The sequence below is a fragment of the Lederbergia sp. NSJ-179 genome (assembly GCF_022867885.1).
In the GTDB taxonomy this organism is placed as follows: domain Bacteria; phylum Bacillota; class Bacilli; order Bacillales; family Bacillaceae_C; genus Lederbergia.
Window position 1 is genome coordinate 170087 of the sequence record NZ_JALIFP010000003.1, and the last position, 18341, is coordinate 188427.

General features: G+C 39.7%; 20 protein-coding genes and 1 pseudogene. 17 read left to right on the forward strand and 4 right to left on the reverse strand.

The window, feature by feature from the left end; genetic code table 11:
• Positions 1-184: 184 nt before the first annotated feature.
• From mvk to fni, 4 genes are all read left to right on the forward strand, one after another.
• Positions 185-1123 carry a mevalonate kinase gene (gene mvk / locus MUB24_RS04110; RefSeq protein ID WP_244701614.1) on the forward strand — a complete coding sequence of 313 codons (939 nt, stop codon included), beginning with the start codon at positions 185-187 and terminating at the stop codon, positions 1121-1123.
• A 90-nt stretch (positions 1124-1213) separates the two neighbouring features.
• Positions 1214-2188: a diphosphomevalonate decarboxylase gene (mvaD, locus tag MUB24_RS04115; RefSeq protein WP_244701616.1), complete on the forward strand. Its 975-nt coding sequence runs from the start codon at positions 1214-1216 to the stop codon at positions 2186-2188.
• Positions 2189-2207: 19 nt separating this feature from the next.
• The gene (locus MUB24_RS04120; protein ID WP_244701619.1) at positions 2208-3320 is read left to right on the forward strand and encodes a phosphomevalonate kinase; all 1113 of its coding nucleotides are present in this window, start codon (positions 2208-2210) and stop codon (positions 3318-3320) included.
• Positions 3321-3690: 370 nt separating this feature from the next.
• Entirely contained in the window at positions 3691-4719 is a 1029-nt protein-coding gene (gene fni / locus MUB24_RS04125; protein ID WP_244701622.1) for a type 2 isopentenyl-diphosphate Delta-isomerase, read from the forward strand.
• Positions 4720-4796: 77 nt separating this feature from the next.
• On the opposite strand, the gene MUB24_RS04130 is transcribed toward fni, so the two are convergent.
• Positions 4797-5735, reverse strand: coding sequence for a lysylphosphatidylglycerol synthase domain-containing protein (locus MUB24_RS04130; RefSeq protein WP_244701625.1), 939 nt, complete (start codon positions 5733-5735; stop codon positions 4797-4799).
• A gap of 337 nt (positions 5736-6072) precedes the next feature.
• Here MUB24_RS04130 and MUB24_RS04135 point away from each other — a divergent pair, with 337 nt between their 5' ends.
• The 4 genes from MUB24_RS04135 (at position 6073) to MUB24_RS04150 (ending at position 9051) form a co-directional block, all read left to right on the forward strand.
• Complete coding sequence (locus MUB24_RS04135; RefSeq protein WP_244701627.1) at positions 6073-7335, forward strand: DUF5068 domain-containing protein; 1263 nt, start codon at positions 6073-6075, stop codon at positions 7333-7335.
• A 412-nt stretch (positions 7336-7747) separates the two neighbouring features.
• A complete protein-coding gene (locus tag MUB24_RS04140) occupies positions 7748-8323 on the forward strand; it encodes a TetR/AcrR family transcriptional regulator (RefSeq protein ID WP_244701629.1) in 576 nt (191 codons plus the stop codon).
• A 76-nt stretch (positions 8324-8399) separates the two neighbouring features.
• Positions 8400-8735 carry a DMT family transporter gene (locus MUB24_RS04145; protein ID WP_244701631.1) on the forward strand — a complete coding sequence of 112 codons (336 nt, stop codon included), beginning with the start codon at positions 8400-8402 and terminating at the stop codon, positions 8733-8735.
• A 1-nt stretch (position 8736) separates the two neighbouring features.
• Positions 8737-9051 (forward strand): DMT family transporter, encoded by a 315-nt coding sequence (locus MUB24_RS04150; RefSeq protein ID WP_244701633.1) that lies wholly within the window; start codon positions 8737-8739, stop codon positions 9049-9051.
• 121 nt (positions 9052-9172) lie between these two features.
• On the opposite strand, the gene MUB24_RS04155 is transcribed toward MUB24_RS04150, so the two are convergent.
• A complete protein-coding gene (locus MUB24_RS04155; RefSeq protein ID WP_244701635.1) occupies positions 9173-9448 on the reverse strand; it encodes an alpha/beta-type small acid-soluble spore protein in 276 nt (91 codons plus the stop codon).
• A 541-nt stretch (positions 9449-9989) separates the two neighbouring features.
• On the opposite strand from MUB24_RS04155, the gene MUB24_RS04160 reads away from it, so the two are divergent.
• Positions 9990-11054 carry a matrixin family metalloprotease gene (locus MUB24_RS04160; RefSeq protein WP_244701638.1) on the forward strand — a complete coding sequence of 355 codons (1065 nt, stop codon included), beginning with the start codon at positions 9990-9992 and terminating at the stop codon, positions 11052-11054.
• A gap of 34 nt (positions 11055-11088) precedes the next feature.
• On the opposite strand, the gene MUB24_RS04165 is transcribed toward MUB24_RS04160, so the two are convergent.
• Complete coding sequence (locus tag MUB24_RS04165) at positions 11089-11445, reverse strand: hypothetical protein (RefSeq protein ID WP_244701640.1); 357 nt, start codon at positions 11443-11445, stop codon at positions 11089-11091.
• 48 nt (positions 11446-11493) lie between these two features.
• Between MUB24_RS04165 and tnpA the strand changes: the two are divergent.
• The 8 genes and pseudogenes from tnpA to MUB24_RS04200 form a co-directional block, all read left to right on the forward strand.
• Positions 11494-11709 (forward strand): annotated as a pseudogene (gene tnpA, locus MUB24_RS04170) (IS200/IS605 family transposase); the annotation flags it as partial.
• Positions 11710-12008: 299 nt separating this feature from the next.
• On the forward strand, positions 12009-12188 hold the full coding sequence (locus MUB24_RS04175; RefSeq protein ID WP_244701642.1) for a hypothetical protein: 180 nt from the start codon (positions 12009-12011) through the stop codon (positions 12186-12188).
• 234 nt (positions 12189-12422) lie between these two features.
• Complete coding sequence (locus tag MUB24_RS04180; protein ID WP_244701644.1) at positions 12423-12617, forward strand: hypothetical protein; 195 nt, start codon at positions 12423-12425, stop codon at positions 12615-12617.
• A 265-nt stretch (positions 12618-12882) separates the two neighbouring features.
• Entirely contained in the window at positions 12883-13140 is a 258-nt protein-coding gene (locus MUB24_RS04185; RefSeq protein ID WP_244701722.1) for a transcriptional regulator SplA domain-containing protein, read from the forward strand.
• Positions 13133-14161 (forward strand): spore photoproduct lyase, encoded by a 1029-nt coding sequence (gene splB, locus MUB24_RS04190; protein ID WP_244701646.1) that lies wholly within the window; start codon positions 13133-13135, stop codon positions 14159-14161. Before MUB24_RS04185 ends, splB begins: the two co-directional genes overlap by 8 nt.
• A 159-nt stretch (positions 14162-14320) precedes the next feature.
• The gene (locus tag MUB24_RS23175; protein ID WP_280516859.1) at positions 14321-15082 is read left to right on the forward strand and encodes an alkaline phosphatase; all 762 of its coding nucleotides are present in this window, start codon (positions 14321-14323) and stop codon (positions 15080-15082) included.
• Between the two features lie 34 nt (positions 15083-15116).
• A complete protein-coding gene (locus MUB24_RS23180; RefSeq protein WP_280516860.1) occupies positions 15117-15620 on the forward strand; it encodes an alkaline phosphatase in 504 nt (167 codons plus the stop codon).
• Positions 15621-15716: 96 nt separating this feature from the next.
• Positions 15717-16823 (forward strand): mechanosensitive ion channel family protein, encoded by a 1107-nt coding sequence (locus MUB24_RS04200; protein WP_244701648.1) that lies wholly within the window; start codon positions 15717-15719, stop codon positions 16821-16823.
• Positions 16824-17279: 456 nt separating this feature from the next.
• Here MUB24_RS04200 and MUB24_RS04205 read toward each other — a convergent pair whose 3' ends face one another.
• Positions 17280-18302 (reverse strand): YeiH family protein, encoded by a 1023-nt coding sequence (locus tag MUB24_RS04205; protein ID WP_244701650.1) that lies wholly within the window; start codon positions 18300-18302, stop codon positions 17280-17282.
• Between the last annotated feature and the right edge of the window lie 39 nt (positions 18303-18341).

Below are 18341 nucleotides of genomic sequence, written 5' to 3' on the forward strand. Positions count from 1 at the left end.
GAAGCCGGAGTGAACAGGGTCACAGCTTGTCAAAGGCTAAATTTGTGATAACAATCGCCACGCCTTAGTGACCTGCCCTCATCGCCTTTATAGCCGACTTGGTCCTTTTTATCCTTCTTTTCGAACACGTACTTATAAGGCAGCTGAATGGAAAAGGGCCATTCCAACACAAGAGAGGTAACAAATGATGACGATTCAAAAAAAGACAGCGATCGGCCGTGCCCATAGTAAAATCATTTTAATTGGCGAGCATTCTGTCGTATATGGGAAACCAGCGATTGCTCTTCCTTTTCCAACACTTGAGGTGAGATCGCATGTAGTTGAGATTTCTGGCAGCATCGTTCTTGATTGCCATTATTTCACTGGTTATTTAGAAGAGGCGCCAAACATGTTAAAAGGGATGGCTGTCTGTATTGCAGCAACATTAAAACATTTACAGCAGCCTGCAGAAGGATTACATATTCAAATTGAATCCTCTGTCCCGATTGGACGTGGATTGGGCTCAAGTGCCTCCAGCGCCATTGCCGTTGTGAGAAGCTTATACCGTTACTTTGAACAAGAATTATCGAAAGTAAAGCTCCTAGAGTTCGTCCATATGGCTGAAACCTTTGCACATGGGAACCCAAGTGGAATCGATGCAGCTGCAGCTGCTAGTGATGTTCCAATATGGTTTGAGCAAGGAGAGGGGTTCCCAATTAAAATTGGTAGACCTCTTCATCTCGTTGTGGCGGATACGGGCCGAATGGGTGAAACAGTAGAGGCAGTAGAATCGATTCGAAAAAGGAGACTCGCTTCTCCATTTGGTGTCCAGCAATCGCTTGATTTACTGGGTGATTTTACGATTCAAACAAAAGAGGCTTTAGCTGAAGGAGATTTCCTCTTGGTGGGAAAAATGATGGATGCAGCCCAACGGGAATTAAGGAAACTAGGTGTGAGTGATGCGGGATTAGATCAACTTATTCATATCGCGAAAAACTCTGGAGCCCTAGGAGCTAAATTAACAGGCGGAGGAAAGGGCGGGTGCATCATTGCTCTTGCATCCAGTCTTGAACAGGCCAAGGTTTTAGCGGAAGAACTGCAAAGGAATGGTGCTACGCAAACTTGGTCTTATATTGTAGAATGAGTTTTTTTATGAGGACCATCCCATGCTTTGAATGAGCGAAAAACACAACGGCCTATATCATAGATTAGTTTTTTCATGAGGAGTGTTAGGATGGAGGCTACCGCTAAGGCAAACACGAATATTGCTTTGATTAAATATTGGGGAAAAAGGGATGAACAACTTTTTCTGCCGATGAATAGCAGTCTTTCAATTACATTAGATCAGCTTTCTACGACGACAACGGTTCGATGGAATTTAGATCTTGAAAAGGATGTATTTTGGTTAAATGGTCAGCTGGAAGGGGAGGAGGAAGCCAATAAAATCAGCCGTTTCTTGGATAAAGTCCGGATGCAAATGGAGGAAAAATGGTATGCTACTGTAGAATCAGTCAACCAAGTCCCAACATCAGCAGGCTTTGCTTCTTCTGCTTCTGGCTTTGCGGCTTTGGCGGCTGCTGCGACAAAGGCAGCAGGACTAGCGCTGAATCACCAACAGCTTTCCATTTTGGCGAGACAAGGATCTGGCTCAGCTTGCCGGTCCATTTATGGCGGGTTTGTAGAATGGCGAAAGGGCGAAAGGTTAGATGGTTCTGACTCATATGCGATTCCGATTTTACAGCCACATGAATGGGATCTTTCTATCTTGTCCGTCTTAGTGGAGTCAAAGAAAAAGAAAGTATTAAGTCGAGAAGGGATGAAGAGAACGGTCGAGACTTCTCCCTTTTATTCCGGATGGCTAGAAGCCGTTCCGATCGATATGCAATTGGCCAAGGAAGCCATTCATCATCGAGATTTTGAAAAGTTAGGAAGGGTTACGGAAAGTAATGCCATGAAGATGCATGCGACAACTTTAGGGGCAAATCCGCCTTTTATGTATTGGCAGAGTGCGACCTTTGATGTGATGGAACAAGTTCTGGAATTGAGAAAGAAAGGCATTCAAGCCTATTTTACAATCGACGCTGGTCCGAATGTCAAAGTGTTATGTGAGCCTCACGATCAAAAGAAAGTCTGCGAGGTTTTAAAGTCACTTCCACTTGTGAAAGATGTGTTTATTTGTCATCCGGGAAGTGGTATAACGTACCTTTAAAGATGAAAGGGGGGAGAATGTGTCTGACTCACGCCTTCAAATAAAAGTTCCTGGGAAACTTTTGATTGCTGGAGAATATGCTGTCACGGAACCGGGCCAGCCGTCCATTGTCGTAGCAGTGGACCGTTACATAACGGCTGCGATAGAATCAAGTGATAAGAACGAAATAAACCTTCCGCAATGGGAAATGGAAAAGCTGTCATGGGAGGAGGCGGATCATCAGTTTCTTTGGAATTCGCATCCAAAACTTGCTTTTATCCGTGCGGCTATCACGATTTGGCATCAATTTCTTCAAGAGCAAAAGCGAATGCCCATCCCATTTCGTTTAACGATAACGAGTGAACTGGATGATCCTTCCGGGAGAAAATATGGACTAGGTTCCAGTGCCGCTGTTGTTGTAGCAGTGATCACCGCTTTTTGGCATTTTTATCGTTTTGATCTGGATCGCTCTTTTAAGAGGCGTATTTTTAAATTAGCTGCTATTGCCCACTATCAAACCCAAGGAAATGGGTCATGTGCGGATATTGCGGCGGCCGCCTTTGGCCATTGGCTTTCCTATTCAACTTTCGATTCTGATTGGTTGATGGGAAAAATAAGAAGTATTCCAATTACCAAACTGATCGACGAAACTTGGCCAGGGCTTTTTATTCAAGAGGTCTCACCTCCAACCTCTCTTCAGCTTTGTGTTGGTTGGACGGGAAGAACTGCGGCAACAGGCCCAATGGTTCAAAAGGTTCATCAATTAAAAGACACCCATCCGATTTTTTATCAAGACTTTTTACAACAAAGCAGAGATGCCGTCACTCGCTTATTAAAGAGCTTCGAAGCCAATGATGGTAAAGGTGCGATCGCTGCTCTGAGAGAAAACCGTGAAGCCTTGATGCGTTTGGATGAACAAGCAGCAGCAGGCATTGAAACAAAGGAAATTAAGGCTTTAATTGAAGTGGCTGAAAAATATGGGAGTGGTAAATCTTCGGGTGCTGGTGGCGGGGATTGTGGAATTGCGTTTGTAGAAGGCGAACAGGCGGCCCGAGAGCTACGTAAGAAGTGGCAGGAAAAGCAGCTACTCCCTTTGTCACTTCAGGTTTCCCCTGAAGGGGCTCATCTTTTTTTACAGGATAGGAAAGTATAAATTTTGGCTAATGTTGGATCTAGCTCCAGCGCCCAGCGACTAGCAAACTTTCGGTGCCTGCTTGCGTAAGTCAACATCGATTCACCCTTCGGGTTCATCGTGTTTCCTTTATCTCGTCAGGCCCCTAAAAAGTTTGTACGTCGCTAAACGGGCGCTTGCGCTTTTCTTGAAAGGTAAGAAAGCAAAAATTGGCTAATGTTTGGATCTAGCTCCAGCGCCTAGCCCCTCGAGGTCAAATAACCTGAGACAATAAAAGTCAAAACCGGACTTTTCTTGTCTCAGAACATTTGCTTGTCGGGGCTGACCAAGGCGCTTGCGCTTTTCTTACGGTTCGATAGTCCAATTTTTAAAACAGAAAGAAGGTGTCATTTTGTCTGATTCGATACATAAAAGAAAATCTGAACATATTGAGATCACGTTAAATGAGAAGGTGACGGGGGAAAACATCTCCACTGGTTTTGAGCATATTTCTTTCGTCCATAATGCCCTGCCTGAAATCGACTTTGCGGAAATCAATCTAAAGACAAGCTTTTTAGGGCATTCTTGCCAAGCACCCTTTTTGATTAGTTCCATGACAGGCGGCGCCGCTCTGGCGGAAACGATCAATCGTCATCTTGCGGAAGCGGCGGAACAAAGAGGATGGGCTCTAGCGCTTGGTTCCACTCGTGCCTTAATTGAAAGCAAAGAGCATCATTCCTCTTTTCAAGTGAGAAAATATGCCCCTACTATTCCGATCATCACCAATCTTGGGGCTGTACAGTTAAATTACGGATTTGGTGTAGAGGAATGTAACGAAATTATCAAGATTACGGATGCTGATATGCTTGTTCTCCATTTAAACAGCATTCAAGAAGTCATTCAACAAGAAGGAAATACGAATTTTAAAAATCTATTAGGAAAAATGGAAAAGCTCTGCCAAAAGTTAGATGTTCCTATCGGTGTGAAGGAAGTAGGCTGGGGTATTGACGGTCAAACGGCCAAGAGATTAACCGATGTTGGGATTGCCTTTATTGATGTAGCGGGAGCAGGCGGTACTTCATGGAGTCAAGTTGAAAAATTCCGGGCAAAAGACGAGGTAAAAGCAGAGGCTGCCGAAGCATTCAGTGAATGGGGCATTCCAACAGCCCATTGTGTTGTCTCTGTACGTGACCATATCGAAGAGCAACCGATTGTGGCAAGTGGTGGCATGAGAACAGGCTTAGATGCAGCGAAAGCTCTCGCCATTGGAGCGGATATGGTCGGCTTTGGCCGGTCAATCTTGAAGGAAGCTACCCAATCTACGGAGGATGTTATGCGCATGATGGAAACACGGGAGTTAGAATTGAAAATGGCCATGTTTGGGATTGGTTGCGCAACCTTAGAGGAATTAAAGCAAACAAAGAGAGTACGAAGAAAATAATCAATGGAAAAAAGGCCTCTGCTATTTGGTAGGGGCCTTTTTTTTCTGAAAGGATGCTATAGTGAGCTTCATGCTTTCTAGCTAAATTTTTCCCTCACCGATTGCCTTTTTTTAGAACAATAATCAATCACAAATAAAACAGCAGATAATAAAAAAGGAAACACATAATAACTTAGGCGATAGAAGATAAGTAAGACGAGAATCTTTTCATCTTGAATGCCATAACTTTCCATTCCCCAGAGAAAAACGACATCAAAAGACCCCATACCACCAGGAATCATACTAAGATTGCCAGCACATGTAGCGACAATAAAGACAGGTAGCAGTCGCGACATTTCGATCGGGATATTTAAGGAATAGGTAATAAGCCAAATAATGATAAAGATGGCGGACCACTCTAATAAAGATGACAAAACGAGCTTAGTGCCAGTTGTCCAGTTGATAAGGGAACCCTTTCCTTTTTTTTGCTGAAATAGATGGAAGCCAATCATAATGGGTAAGTAAATGCCCATTACAGTGACGATCAAAATGGACAAGGGTACTTCTGAAAATAAAGGAAAGTCCCGAAAACCGATTAAAACGACCCAAGCTAAAACAGACATACCTGTTAAGGAAAAAAGGGTAACAGAAGTAATATTTTTAAAAAACTCAATCTTGTCTTTTTGATAAGCAGCATAATAATAACTTCTAAGCATTAACCCTGCAATTCCACCAAATCCGATAAAATTGGAAACAGTATTCACAATAAACGATTGTTTGATTGTCGTTTTAAGTGAACGTTGAATGTTTATGGCGCTTAACAGGATGATATCGTACAAAAACATGGGGGAAACAGCCAAAAGTGCAGCAATGAAAAGGAACAGAATCAAGAAATCATTCATATTTATTATTTCAATTCGCAGCAAATGAAAATTTGTATTTCGCACGATTTCGCTTAGTTCGATCCCTGCCAAAACCAATAATACAATTGGAAATCCGATTTTTATCGTTTGAATAAGCTTATTTGTCCATTTCAAGAAGTACACCTCATGACGCTAAAATCGTTCGTTGTAATATATAAATCCATTATAACATCTTTTTATGAAAAAAACCCTAAACTGCGGGGTTTAGGGTTTTTCTTTATAAAATCTCTTTATTTCATGTCTATTTATTTACATTGTAAAAAAGGAAGGACTAAAGATTTGGTACTTTTATCACCCGTAACAAAAAGGAGTGTAGATAAATCTATAACTTTTTTCACTTTTTTATAGGATAAAAGATTTAAATCTGGAAAAAAACTCTAGAGATGAGCTCGAAAGTGCTATGATGAAATTCGTGTTTAATTTTTAAATAGGTAAGGCAGGGGGAGTGAATATGAAGAAATTTTTAATACTAATGTCTATTTTAGCCCTTTTGTTATTAGGGGCTTGTGGTGGCAAAGATAAAGGGGAAGCGAAACAAACGTCTAATGAAGACAAAGGAACACAAGCTCAAAATAAGGAAGATGATCAAGCGAAAGGAAAGGATGATTCTAAAGATACATCTGGAAATAAAGAAAAATCGTCAGATGAAGAAAATGATGGAGACATGCTAAATCCATATATCGAAGAGGAAACAGGTGGAGAAGTGGAAGTTGTTTTCACAAACAAAAATCCGGGTTTTTCCCATGCGTTTAGTGACAAGGTAAGTATGACGATTGATGAATATCAAATTGTTCATGTCACAAATATGAATGAGTCTGCAAAATCCACCTTTGATGATCAGGATGAAGGCTATGTGTTGACTTTAAAATTGATGCTTAATAATCAGTCTGAGGATGATGTCAGTTATGCTGGAGGCCTTTCCTTACTATCAGATGATGCGACAGAAAATATTATAAGGAGACCGTCTTTAGTGGATCGTGAACAATGGTTGAAAGATGAATCTACTGAGGATGCTTCGCTCTATTCAGCCGGAAAATCCTTCACAGGTATGGATGCTTTCATGCTGACGAAAGATCAATTCGAAAAATCAAAGCTGCCTATTTTAAAAATTGATGCATTATGGCGTGGCGATGATGTGAGTGACCGGATTGGGGAACAGGCCGTCATTCCACTACCATTGTCGGATGAAGGGAAAGAGAAGGCGGAAAAAACCGCTAATCTTTATCAAGATAAAATGGTCTCAGATACAATAGCAGAAAAAGAACTATTTTTCTCGAAAGAAGATATCAATGAAACAAAAGAAATTGATAAGGTGAAAGTGACATTGAATGGGGTGCAATATGCGAATATTACCCCTACGGAAGGAAATAAAGAAAGATTTACAAACTTTGGTGATGGGACATTGGTCGCTTTGACAGCGAAATTTACAATTGAAAACAATAGTGACACAGCCTTTGATCAGTCCCTCATCGGAAAAAAATTGCATGTAGATGACCGCGGAACGATGCTATCCCAAGGCATGCTGGAGCCAACGGTAAGAGGAAGCGTAGAGCCTGGAGATACATTTGAAGGGCTGGCGGTGTTCTTGATGCGTGAAGATGAATTTAGTATTTTCAAGGAACTGAAATTAGAGATCGGCCCATTGGCGGATGAACAAGCAAAAAAACTTTTCAAAGAAAAATCTGTTCTGTTTGATTTACCGATGAAGGAATAGTAGAAATGAAAAAGCCGGTTATGTGGGCCTGCCACTTCTAACCGGCTTTTTTAAAAGGTAAGAAAGAAAATTGGCTAATGCTAGGTCTAGCTCCAGCGCCTAGCCCCTCGAGGTCAAATAACCTGAGCCAATAAAAGTCAAAACCGGACTTTTATTGGCTCAGAACATTTGCTTGTCGGGGCTGAACAAGCCGCTTGCGCTTTTCTTAAATGCTATTTTTTCGGCAATATTCTGGGCGTGACAGGCATATACTTTTTATGGTAAAATGACTGATAATCAGTCATAGATTAAAGATTTAAAAATGTAACATCCTATCGACAGGTTCAAGCAGCGGCGTGCTGTCGCTTCGCCTGCACTAATTAGTAAGTTCTGTATTTCGCTGCTGCCTGCGGGCGTTAAGGAGAGGAAGGAAATGAATAAGCGCGAGCGGATTGTTCAGGCGGCCATTGAGGTTTTTCGGGAAAAGGGGATTGAGAAGACCAAGATTTCGGATATTGTGAAATTAGCTGGCATCGCGCAAGGGACGTATTATTTGTATTTTTCTTCTAAATTGGCTGTGATGCCTGCGATCGCCGAGGTGATGGTGGAGAAAAATATGGATGAAGTTCGAGCACAAGTAAAGGAAGACGCGGACTTTTCAGTACAGCTTACACAAGTGATCGATGCTATTTTTTCGGTTGCGGAGAATTACCATGAAATGCTGGCGATGATTTATGCGGGTATGGCGACAACAGAACATATACAAGAGTGGGAAGCGGTCTATGAACCTTTTTACCAATGGATGAGTCAGTTTTTGAAAAAGGCACAGGCTAATGGGACTATTCGCGAGACTGTCAACACGGAACGGGTTTCCAAGTTAGTGATTGGTCTTGTTGAATCAGCGGCAGAGCAAATATTTTTATATGACACTAACCAAGTGCAGGAGGCCGAGATTCAAAAGAAAGAAGTCCATTCTTTTTTAATCCATGCTTTGGGTGTTAAAGACTAGCGAATGAATAAGATGAGGAGAAATAAGTTTTTATAAAAATGACTGACATTCATTCACAAAAAAGGAGAAGTAAAAATTGAATAAAGCATGGGTGTATGTCACTTTAACATGTTTTTTCGAATTGATTTGGATATATGGATTTAATACAGCACATCAATGGTGGCATTGGTTCTTTATTCTATTATTTATTTTTACTGATTTTCACTTTTTAACGAAAGCTTGCGAGTTACTTCCAACAGGGTCTGTTTATGCAACTTTTGCAGGAGTCGGAACAGTAGGTACAGCTTTAATGGATATCTTTTTCTTTGGGCAAACATTTAGTGTTGCAAAGATTCTGTTTATCATGATTTTAGTTGCTGGCGTCATTGGATTAAATTTAGCAGATCGGGAAGAAGAGAAAGGAACGGTTTAGAATGGGTTGGGTATATGTTTTTTTAGCGGCTGTAAGTGAAATTTGCGGAACACTAGGCTTAAAAATGTATAGTCAAAAGAAAACATGGAAAAACGGGGTCCTTTATCTAGGCGGATTTGGAGCCTCTTTCGTTTTTTTATATCAGGCATTTGATTATTTACAAGTGAGTGTAGCCTATGCCGTCTGGATTGGAATCGGCACAGCCGGCGCCGTCCTCGTGAATATGATCTTCTTTGGTGAACCAAGGAATCGTGCAAGAATGATTAGTGTCCTTTTAATCGTGATTGGTGTTACTGGTTTGAAGGCTGTTTCATAATAAGAAAAGGGGTATCCAATCGGCGATAAAATCGCAATATTGGACAGCCCTCTCATTTTGTATTTCCTTAAAGTGTTGACCGGGAATTTTCAACAATATTCGAGGCGTGCCAGACACCGCTTTACTCTTTATTATTTAATTGTTGCTGCGCCATTTTGATCATTTCCTTCACCATATTCCCGCCAATAGGTCCGCCGATTTTTCCCGCCTGTTCAGAGGTAAGTTGACCATTATAGCCTTTTTTTAAGGGAATTTCCTGTTCTTTTGCTACTTCATATTTTATGTCTTCAGGATGATTGGCCTCGACTTGATAGCCTTTTTCCTTCATAACATTGACTTTAAGCTGATCCAATTGTTCCCTCGCTTCAGGGACCAAAATCCTATTATTTCTCGCCATATTTGCATTCTCCTTTCATCTTTATGATTGGTTAAAAAGATTTTGCCAAACTGGAAGTTATTAGCGTTGTGCGAGTATGTTAATAAAGCCATTGTATTTTTAAATAAATCAATAGTAAGCATGTCGTTAAAAAAGTAATCCCAATGGACCCTTTATATAATAAGGCTGTTATAATAGATACAACAAAGGGAATACAACAAGTACATATACTGTTCAAAGGATGTGAAGTATATGTGTAAATCATGAAACTTCTACTTTTAGAGTGGGTAAAGATCATGTCATTTGGTGGTGAATTCTCTGTCTTCACTGGTACATATTATGTCATAAGTGGTACACTTGGATGGCTGTAATCACAAATCCCGTCCATTCCGATTTTTTACCCTGTATACAACAGTTCTGTACGTCATTTCGAGGCTTCTAGGCAAGCAAAAGTAATTAATGGTATTTTTTAAAAATTTATTGAAGGGAGTTTTTAATTTGGGTTGAATTATTACCAATAGAGTCTTCAATAAAATATTATATTATAAAGGACGGGATTGGAGTGAAATTAAGTAAACTGCTTATAGTGCTAGCAATCGTCTTTTTAAGTTTGGGAATCACATCAAATAATGCAGATGCAGCCACTGGAAAAAACGGAAAACAATGGAGCTCACCCATCATTAATTATTATAATGACGGAACCAATTCTGCCTATCAGGGTTTCTGGAATACAGCAAAGAGTAGATGGAATGCTTCAAACCATGTATTAATGGGGAATGGTAGTGGTAGAGATTTTAGGGCAGGAAATAAAAATGCTGGGAAGGTAAGTTGGGATGGTACTGCTGAATATTCTTGGAATTCATCTAATAATTTTACTAGAATGAGAACTTGGTTAAACACCTATTATACAACACAATCAAAATATACTACTGATATAATTAATGGTGTTGCTACTCATGAATTTGGACATGCCTTAGGATTGGCCCATAATGATAGGACTTCATCGGTAATGATGTCTGCTACATTTTATACAGATGGTACTTTAGCGAGAAAGCATCAATCCCCTACATCAGAAGATACTTCCACAATAAAGAATATTTACGGAACACTTGGAACGTTGTCCATTCATGAAGAACAAGAATTAATAGAACAGGATGCTCGTCTTTCTATGTCTAAAAACTTTGTAATCTTGGAACCTAGTTATTCAGTTGGCTATAGATCTATTGAAGAAATTGTATCAACTGCTGATCTTATTGTAGAAGGAACAGTTACTGAGAAAAGTGATTTAAAAAAAGCTGATCCAGAAGATTTTGTTACTTATAGAACAGAAAGAAGTGTTTTTGTTAAAGATGTTCTTAAAGGCGATAAATCTTTGGAAAATCAAGAAATTATTTTTGATCAGTTAGGAGGAAGCGATTCTTTTGCAACAGTTATCTCAGATGAAAGTACGCCGTTAGAGGAAGGAAGTAAGGTTATTTTGCTTTTTGAGAAAGAAGAAAATGGATCCTATTCCTTGATTAATGATAATTCTTCTATTTTTGTCGATGAGCTAAAAAACGGGGAGTTTAAATATTTAAAGGACAGTGAAAAGTTAACTGAAAAAACTTTAAAAGGTAAAATGAAATAGTATTAAATAAAATGCCCGAAGTTATTTGGGCATTTTATTTAATTTCTTCCTCATTTATAGCTTTAATATAATGTCCGTTTGAAATTTCAATTGCAATTGCCTTACTTATATCCATGCCGGAAATCTCATAAATATTTGTTCCAGAGTCATAATAATTTGAAGAGTTATCTTTATTCGAATACTCCTCCTCTTTGTCGGAATAATAATTAATAACTCCAATTTTCCTTTCAATCTTATTCACCTCTTCATCTTGGCCAACATATAAGTTTCCATTAAAAACTATGGACTTTTCATAAGCAAAACTTGCAGAGGTTCCATTTGATACCTCATTATTACCACAACCATATATTGGAAGTACTAAAAGAATGATAAGCCACAAAAATTTGCTCACTTTTTATCCCCTCTCTGGTTTTATTCAATTAATTTGACGTATGTGAGTCCAAAAAGGTTACAAATTACATTTATGGGTTATTTAAAAGGTAAAAGCGCGTTAATGATATTCGATAGGCATCCGGAATACAAGAAGAAAGGGAATAGGCACTTTTGGGCAAGAGGATATTATGTGGATACAGTAGGAAGAAATGAAGAGGTAATTAAAAAGTATATAAAAAACCAAACTGAAGCAGACATGATAGAAGATAAAATGAACAATTAAGGACAATGACCGGCTTGCGAAACTACGCCTTTAAGGCGTTGCCAGTAACATGCCCTTACAGGGCTGAGTCAAACCACCCGTTGAACGGGTGGTCTGTGATTCAATTCTTCTTTGTGAAAAATCCGGCTTAATTTGGCCAAAAATCGTCGATTTCGGCTGGAATAATGTGCATCTTTACATCAATGGACCCTTTATATAATAAGGATGGTATAATAGATACAACAAAGAGAATACAAGCACGTATACTGTTCAAAAAGGATGAGAAGTATATGTGTAAATGTAACGAGGAGGAACGGGATATGTCTGCAATTAGAGAAATTAAGCCTCTTGAAGTTCATTTTGATGATGAAAAAGAGCGGGAAGAATTTATTAAATGGGCCTATCAAAAAGGAAAAACGAATAAACCTTCTTTAAAACAGATGAGAAAGGAAATGGAAAGTATTAGAAGGATTAGAACTCAAGGAAATAGGAATAAATGATTGGAAATGGATAAAATCTCTTCTCGATATCAAGTTCTGTGAAGATCAGCCAGATGTAGAATTATTTTTGAAAGAACATGCTCTACATTATCATGAACAAAATTTAGCCAAAACACATCTTGTATTCTATAAGGATCGATAAAGATCAGTTAATAGGTTATATTTACTTTATTTGCGGACCATGTAACAGTACCAAGAAGTAAGAGGAAAGCGCATGGGTGGGACTTAAAAGCAGTGATGGACAAGCAAATGTTTCCTTCTATTCGTTTACACTATATGGGTGTTAATAGGAAAAACCGAAATAAAGGATATGGAAAAATGCTTTTATTATTTGCTCTAGACACTTGTCTTGAAATATCTGAAAATGTAGGATGTGTTTTTGTTACACTTGAAGCATTAGAAGGAACGGTAGGTTTTAAGCAGGAGTAAGAAAAATATAACAGATATGATATTTAAAATAGAAGAATTGTGGTGATAACATCCGTGTATGTAGGGTGTTTTTTTGTGTGGTGAATAAAATTTGACAATTGTGAATGGAGCTTAGTGAACCTCTCGCCATGTCGTCATTCTTTATGATTTTAAAAAGATTTTGTCAAACTGGAAGTTATTAGCGTGAGTTAGTAGATGAATCATCGAATAAAAGCAAATTTTCGTGAGAAGATAAGGACACTATATGGAGAGAAAGGTGAACAAAATGGATGTGAATCAGCACTATCGTCCAGGCGAAATTGTCTATATTATCGTACGTAATCCCCATGCGCAAAGTGTGGCCAATGTCCAACAGGCTGCTGTTGTTCAGAATCCGGAAAATCCTTATCAATTAGCGTTATTTTTACACGAGACATATTATCCGCTATCAGAGGAGTTTGCCATTTATAAAACAGAAAATGAGGCAGAAGCGGCCTACCAAGAAGCTTTTGGCACTTCAGAAGTCGAGGATTTCTATGGTTAAGCCCTTTGTTCCCCAACTTGTTTATGTCGAACCCCAAGCTTTGGAGTATCCACTTGGAAAAAAGCTAATTGAAAAATTCCAAAAGATGGGGATTGAGATTCGTCACACGACCTCCCATAATCAAATTCGAAATTTGCCAGGAGAGAATCATTTTCAGAAGTACCGGATTGCTAAATCAACTTTAGTTGTTGGAGTAAGGAAAACATTGAAATTTGATACTTCTAAACCATCCGCGGAATATGCCATCCCTTTGGCCACTGGATGTATGGGACATTGTCATTATTGTTATTTACAGACAACGATGGGAAGTAAACCCTATATTCGAACCTATGTGAATGTGGATGAAATTTTTGAGGCCGCCGAAGAGTATATGGAGGAGCGGGCACCTGAAGCCACCCGTTTTGAAGCTTCCTGTACCTCGGATATCGTTGGGATTGATCATTTAACCCATTCATTAAAAAGAGCGATTGAGTTTTTTGGTCGTTCAGAATATGGCCAGCTTCGCTTCGTGACCAAGTTTGCCCATGTCGATCATCTGCTTGATGCCGAACATAAAGGAAGAACAAGATTCCGCTTTAGCATCAATGATGATTACATTATAAAATATTTTGAACCTGGAACATCAAGGCTCCATGAAAGAATTGAAGCCGCCGTAAAAGTGTCAGAAGCTCAATTTCCATTAGGCTTTATTATTGCCCCCATCTATTTACATGAAGGTTGGAAAGAAGGCTATCTTGAAATGTTCGAAAAGCTGGATGACGCTCTACCGGCAAGCGCAAGAAAAGATTTAACATTTGAAATGATTCAGCATCGTTTCACGAAACCAGCCAAACGGGTTATTCAAGAAAACTACCCGATGACAAAGCTAGAATTGGATGAAGCAAAGAGAAAGTGGAAGTGGGGAAGATATGGAATTGGCAAATATGTGTACACAGATGCCGAGCAGGAAGATATTAAGGACACATTAGGAAATTATATTGAACGCTTTTTTCCGGAAGCAAAGCTTGAGTATTTTACCTAAAAGTAAATACTGCATCGGATGATGGAAATCGAACTATCAGAGTAAATCAGTTATGCAAGCGTATTTTTATCTATCCGATCGTAAATCGTGGTTAAGCGAGCGTATTTTTTCCATCCGAGAGATTTACTGTTCTTCCAATTTTTTTCAAGGAGAGAGAAAATGAAAAATAAGAGAACGATTATGGTTTTGTTCATTTTTATTGGAATGCTCCTCTTTTTACCAAATCAAGCGCTTGTACAGGCAGAGGAAGCTCCGGTAAGAAATGTGATTTTCATGATTCCGGATGGTTTCTCTACTGATTATGCCACTGGTTATCGTTGGTACAAAGGAGAACAATCTGTTATGGATGAGATGCTGGTTGGGATGCATCGCACCTATTCCGCTAATTCGGCTGTGACCGATTCTGCTGCTGGTGGAACGGCGATGGCAACAGGACAGAAAACAAATAATGGGATGATTGCCATGTCCCCGACAGGCGATCGACTGCCAACAATTTTACAAACGGCCAAAGCCAATGGCAAAAAGGCTGGTTTGGTCACGACGACTACAATTACCTATGCCACACCTGCGGCTTTTGCCTCCCATGTGAAGGATCGAAAAATGGAGGCAGAAATTGCTCCCCAGCTTTTAGAAAATCAGGTGGATGTGCTTTTAGGGGGAGGGAAAAAGTATTTTCCAAAAGCTTTATTGAAACAGGCAAAAGCGGATGGTTATCATCTCGTGACCAATCAAGCGGCTCTCTTAAAATCAAATTCTGCCAACAAGCTGTTAGGATTATTTGCAGAGGGAGCAATGAAACCTGAATTGGACCGTCATACAACAAAGGAGCCAAGTCTTGCGGAAATGTCGGAGGCTGCAATCCAGCTTCTTAAAAAGGAAAAGAATGGATTCTTCTTGATGATAGAGGGGGGGACAGATTGATTGGGCTGGGCATGCCAATGATGCGGCTTGGGCGATGAAAGATATTGAAGCTTTTGAAGAGGCTGTCAAAAAGGCATTAGAATTTGCTAAAGAGGATCAACAGACATTAGTGGTGATTGCGGGTGACCATGATACCGGTGGATTGTCGGTTGGGGGATATGACCAGTATGCTGCCAATGTAAAGATGCTTCAGCAAATGAAGGCAACAGGACAGTATATGGCTGGTCAATTGAATAAGAAGCAGAGTAATAGCAAAAAAATTGTAAAGAAGTATGCAAATATCGAGTTAACGAACGTAGAGGAACAAAAGATTCAACGTGCGAAGAATCCAGAACGAGCGATTAATCGGATTCTTTCGAAACGAGCGTTAATGGGTTGGACGACCTATGAACATTCAGGTACAGATGTCCCCTTATACGCATATGGGCCAGGCGCTGAAAACTTTAGCGGTTTACATGAGAATACGGATTTACCGAAAATCATGGCAAAGCTAATGGGGCTTCCGTTTTCTGCAAATACAAGTGGAAACCATTCTTAATCAAACGTTTGATTAAGAATGGTTTCTCTTTGGGAATGAAATGCTTGATGTGTTATCATGCTACATATTGGTATTTTAAGGAGGTTCATCTTTAAGATGTTCTGGAATACTTGGCAACATTATTTTTCTTTTGAGAATTTAAAATCACTTGCGATTGCAATCATTGCCTTTCTTTTCTTTTTATTTTTAAGAAAGGTTTTTACCAAATATGTATTTGCTTTTTTTTTTAAGCTGACGCAAAAAGTTCCTGGGGAACTCTTTTCAAATATTGTCAGAGCTTTTGAAAAACCGATGCAATGGTTATTTATTATTATTGGCCTCTACATTGCGGTTGCCTATTTTCCTTATTTAGACAAGACCAATCCTTTATTCCTCCATTTGGTGAGAGCGGCTATTATTTATCTAGTAGGATGGGGGCTATTTAATCTAGCTGATTCTTCTTCCACTCTATTTAAAAAAATAAGTAAAAAGTTCAACTTTAATATTGATGAGATCCTCATTCCGCTATTATCAAAGTCGCTTCGATTTATGATTGTGGCGATAACGATTGCGGTGATTGCGGAAGAGTTTGAATATAATGTCAGTACATTTGTAGCTGGGTTAGGCATAGGAGGATTAGCGTTTGCTTTAGCAGCAAAAGATGCATTGGCGAATTTATTTGGCGGTGTCGTGATTATAACGGAAAAGCCGTTTACGATTGGTGATTGGATTTTAACCCCAACAGTAGAAGGAACGGTAGAAGATATAACCTTTCGCAGTACGAAAATCCGCACATTCGCCGATGCGGTAGTGACAGTTCCGAATTCCACTCTAGCGAATGAGGCGATTACGAATTGGAGTAAGATGAAGAAAAGACAAATCTCTTTTAAGCTACGATTACCTCATCATACTTCAAGAGAAAAGGTTGAAAAAACAACCCGGAAAATGGAGGAGTTACTTAGGAATCATCCTGGTGTTCATCCCGAGACGATTTTTGTTAAATTTGATGAATTTAAAGAAAATGGCTATGAGCTGATGCTTTACTTTTTTACGAAAACTACAAACTGGGGAGAGTACTTAGATATTAAGGAAGAAATCAATTTGAACATTATATCTATACTAGATGATGAGGATCTTTCGATTGCCATACCGGTTAGAAAATTATTGAATGAATCTAATCAGGAAGGTCCTGAAAAAGAGAAGTCAGTAGCAAGCGAATCATGAATGTTTAAAAGGAAGTGTCAGAGTTCACGGCACTTCCTTTTTTACGGGATAGGAAAGTATAAAAATTGGCTAATGTTTGGATCTAGCTCCAGGCGCCATCGGCTCGAGGTCAAATAACCTGAGACAATAAAAGTCAAGACCGGACTTTTCTTGTCTCAGAACATTTGCTTGTCGCGGGCCAACAGGATGTTGGTCAGAACGGCGTTGCGCCAGGACGGCGCGAACTTAGCCGTTCATCCGTTAAACGGGCGCCTTGCGCTTTTCTTAACAGGATAGGAAAGTATAAATTTTGGCTAATGTTGGATCTAGCTCCAGCGCCCAGCGACTAGCAAACTTTCGGTGCCTTCCTACGATAAGTCAACATCGATTCACCCTTCGGGTTCATCGTGTTTCCTTTATCTCGTCAGGCCCCTAAAAAGTTTGTACGTCGCTAAACGGGCGCTTGCGCTTTTCTTATTACACAATAAAGTAGGCTAAAATCGAAAGACAAATCGATGTAACGGTCATGGCAATGAGTGGTTTTAATGCGCGAGAACGCAAGTCTTTTAAGCTTACATTCAGTCCAAGTCCGACCATAGCCGCCGTGAGTAACCAGGTTGTGATCGTGTAAATGCCTTGCATCACCGTATCTGATACAGGAATCGAATGGCCAAATACATAGCTTCCCAATATACTTAAGAGGATAAAACCAAGCAAAAACCATGGGAATTCAACCTTGGCATTTTGCTCAGAGTCTTTATTTTTCCGTTTCATCATAAAAATAAAAATAAAGCAAATCGGGACAAGTAAAAATACACGCCCTAATTTCGCCAGTAAGGCAATGGCAAGAGCGTCTTTCCCTGCAAGGTCTGCTGCAATCGCAACGTGGGCAAGCTCGTGCAGACTAATCCCCGACCAAATCCCATAATCCAATGCTTCTAAAGGAAGAAAGGGTCTTAAGATCGTATACGCAATCGCAAATACCGTTCCCATTAAAGCGATAATTCCAACCCCGATGGCGGTGTCCTCATCCTTTGATTTCACGATAGGTGCGACAGCGGCAATGGCTGCAGCCCCACATACTCCTGTACCAACTCCTAGTAAAAGTGAGATCATTTTATCGGCTTTTAGCACTTTTGCCAGCCAAATGGTCAACAGAATCGCAAAGGTAATGACAAGGGCATCGCGTGCGAGTAACCCGAGTCCATCGTGTAAAACAACATCAATATTTAATTTAAGACCATATAAAATGATGGCGAGACGTAATAGTTTTTTCGATGAAAAGGTAATCCCTGTTCGAACCGTTTCGGGATAGCCGAAAATTTGTCGGTAGATGACAGCAATAATAATGGCACATGCCAATTGCCCAACACGGTCAAATCCAGGAACCATTGCTAATATATAGCCTAAAAGGGCGATGAAAAAAGTGAAAGCTATTCCAGCGATCCATTTACCAGCTAGATTCTCTTCTGCTACTTGTTTTTGTGTGAGGGAACTCACTCAAACACCTCCTGAGATCATCATAAGGAGCTCCTTTAT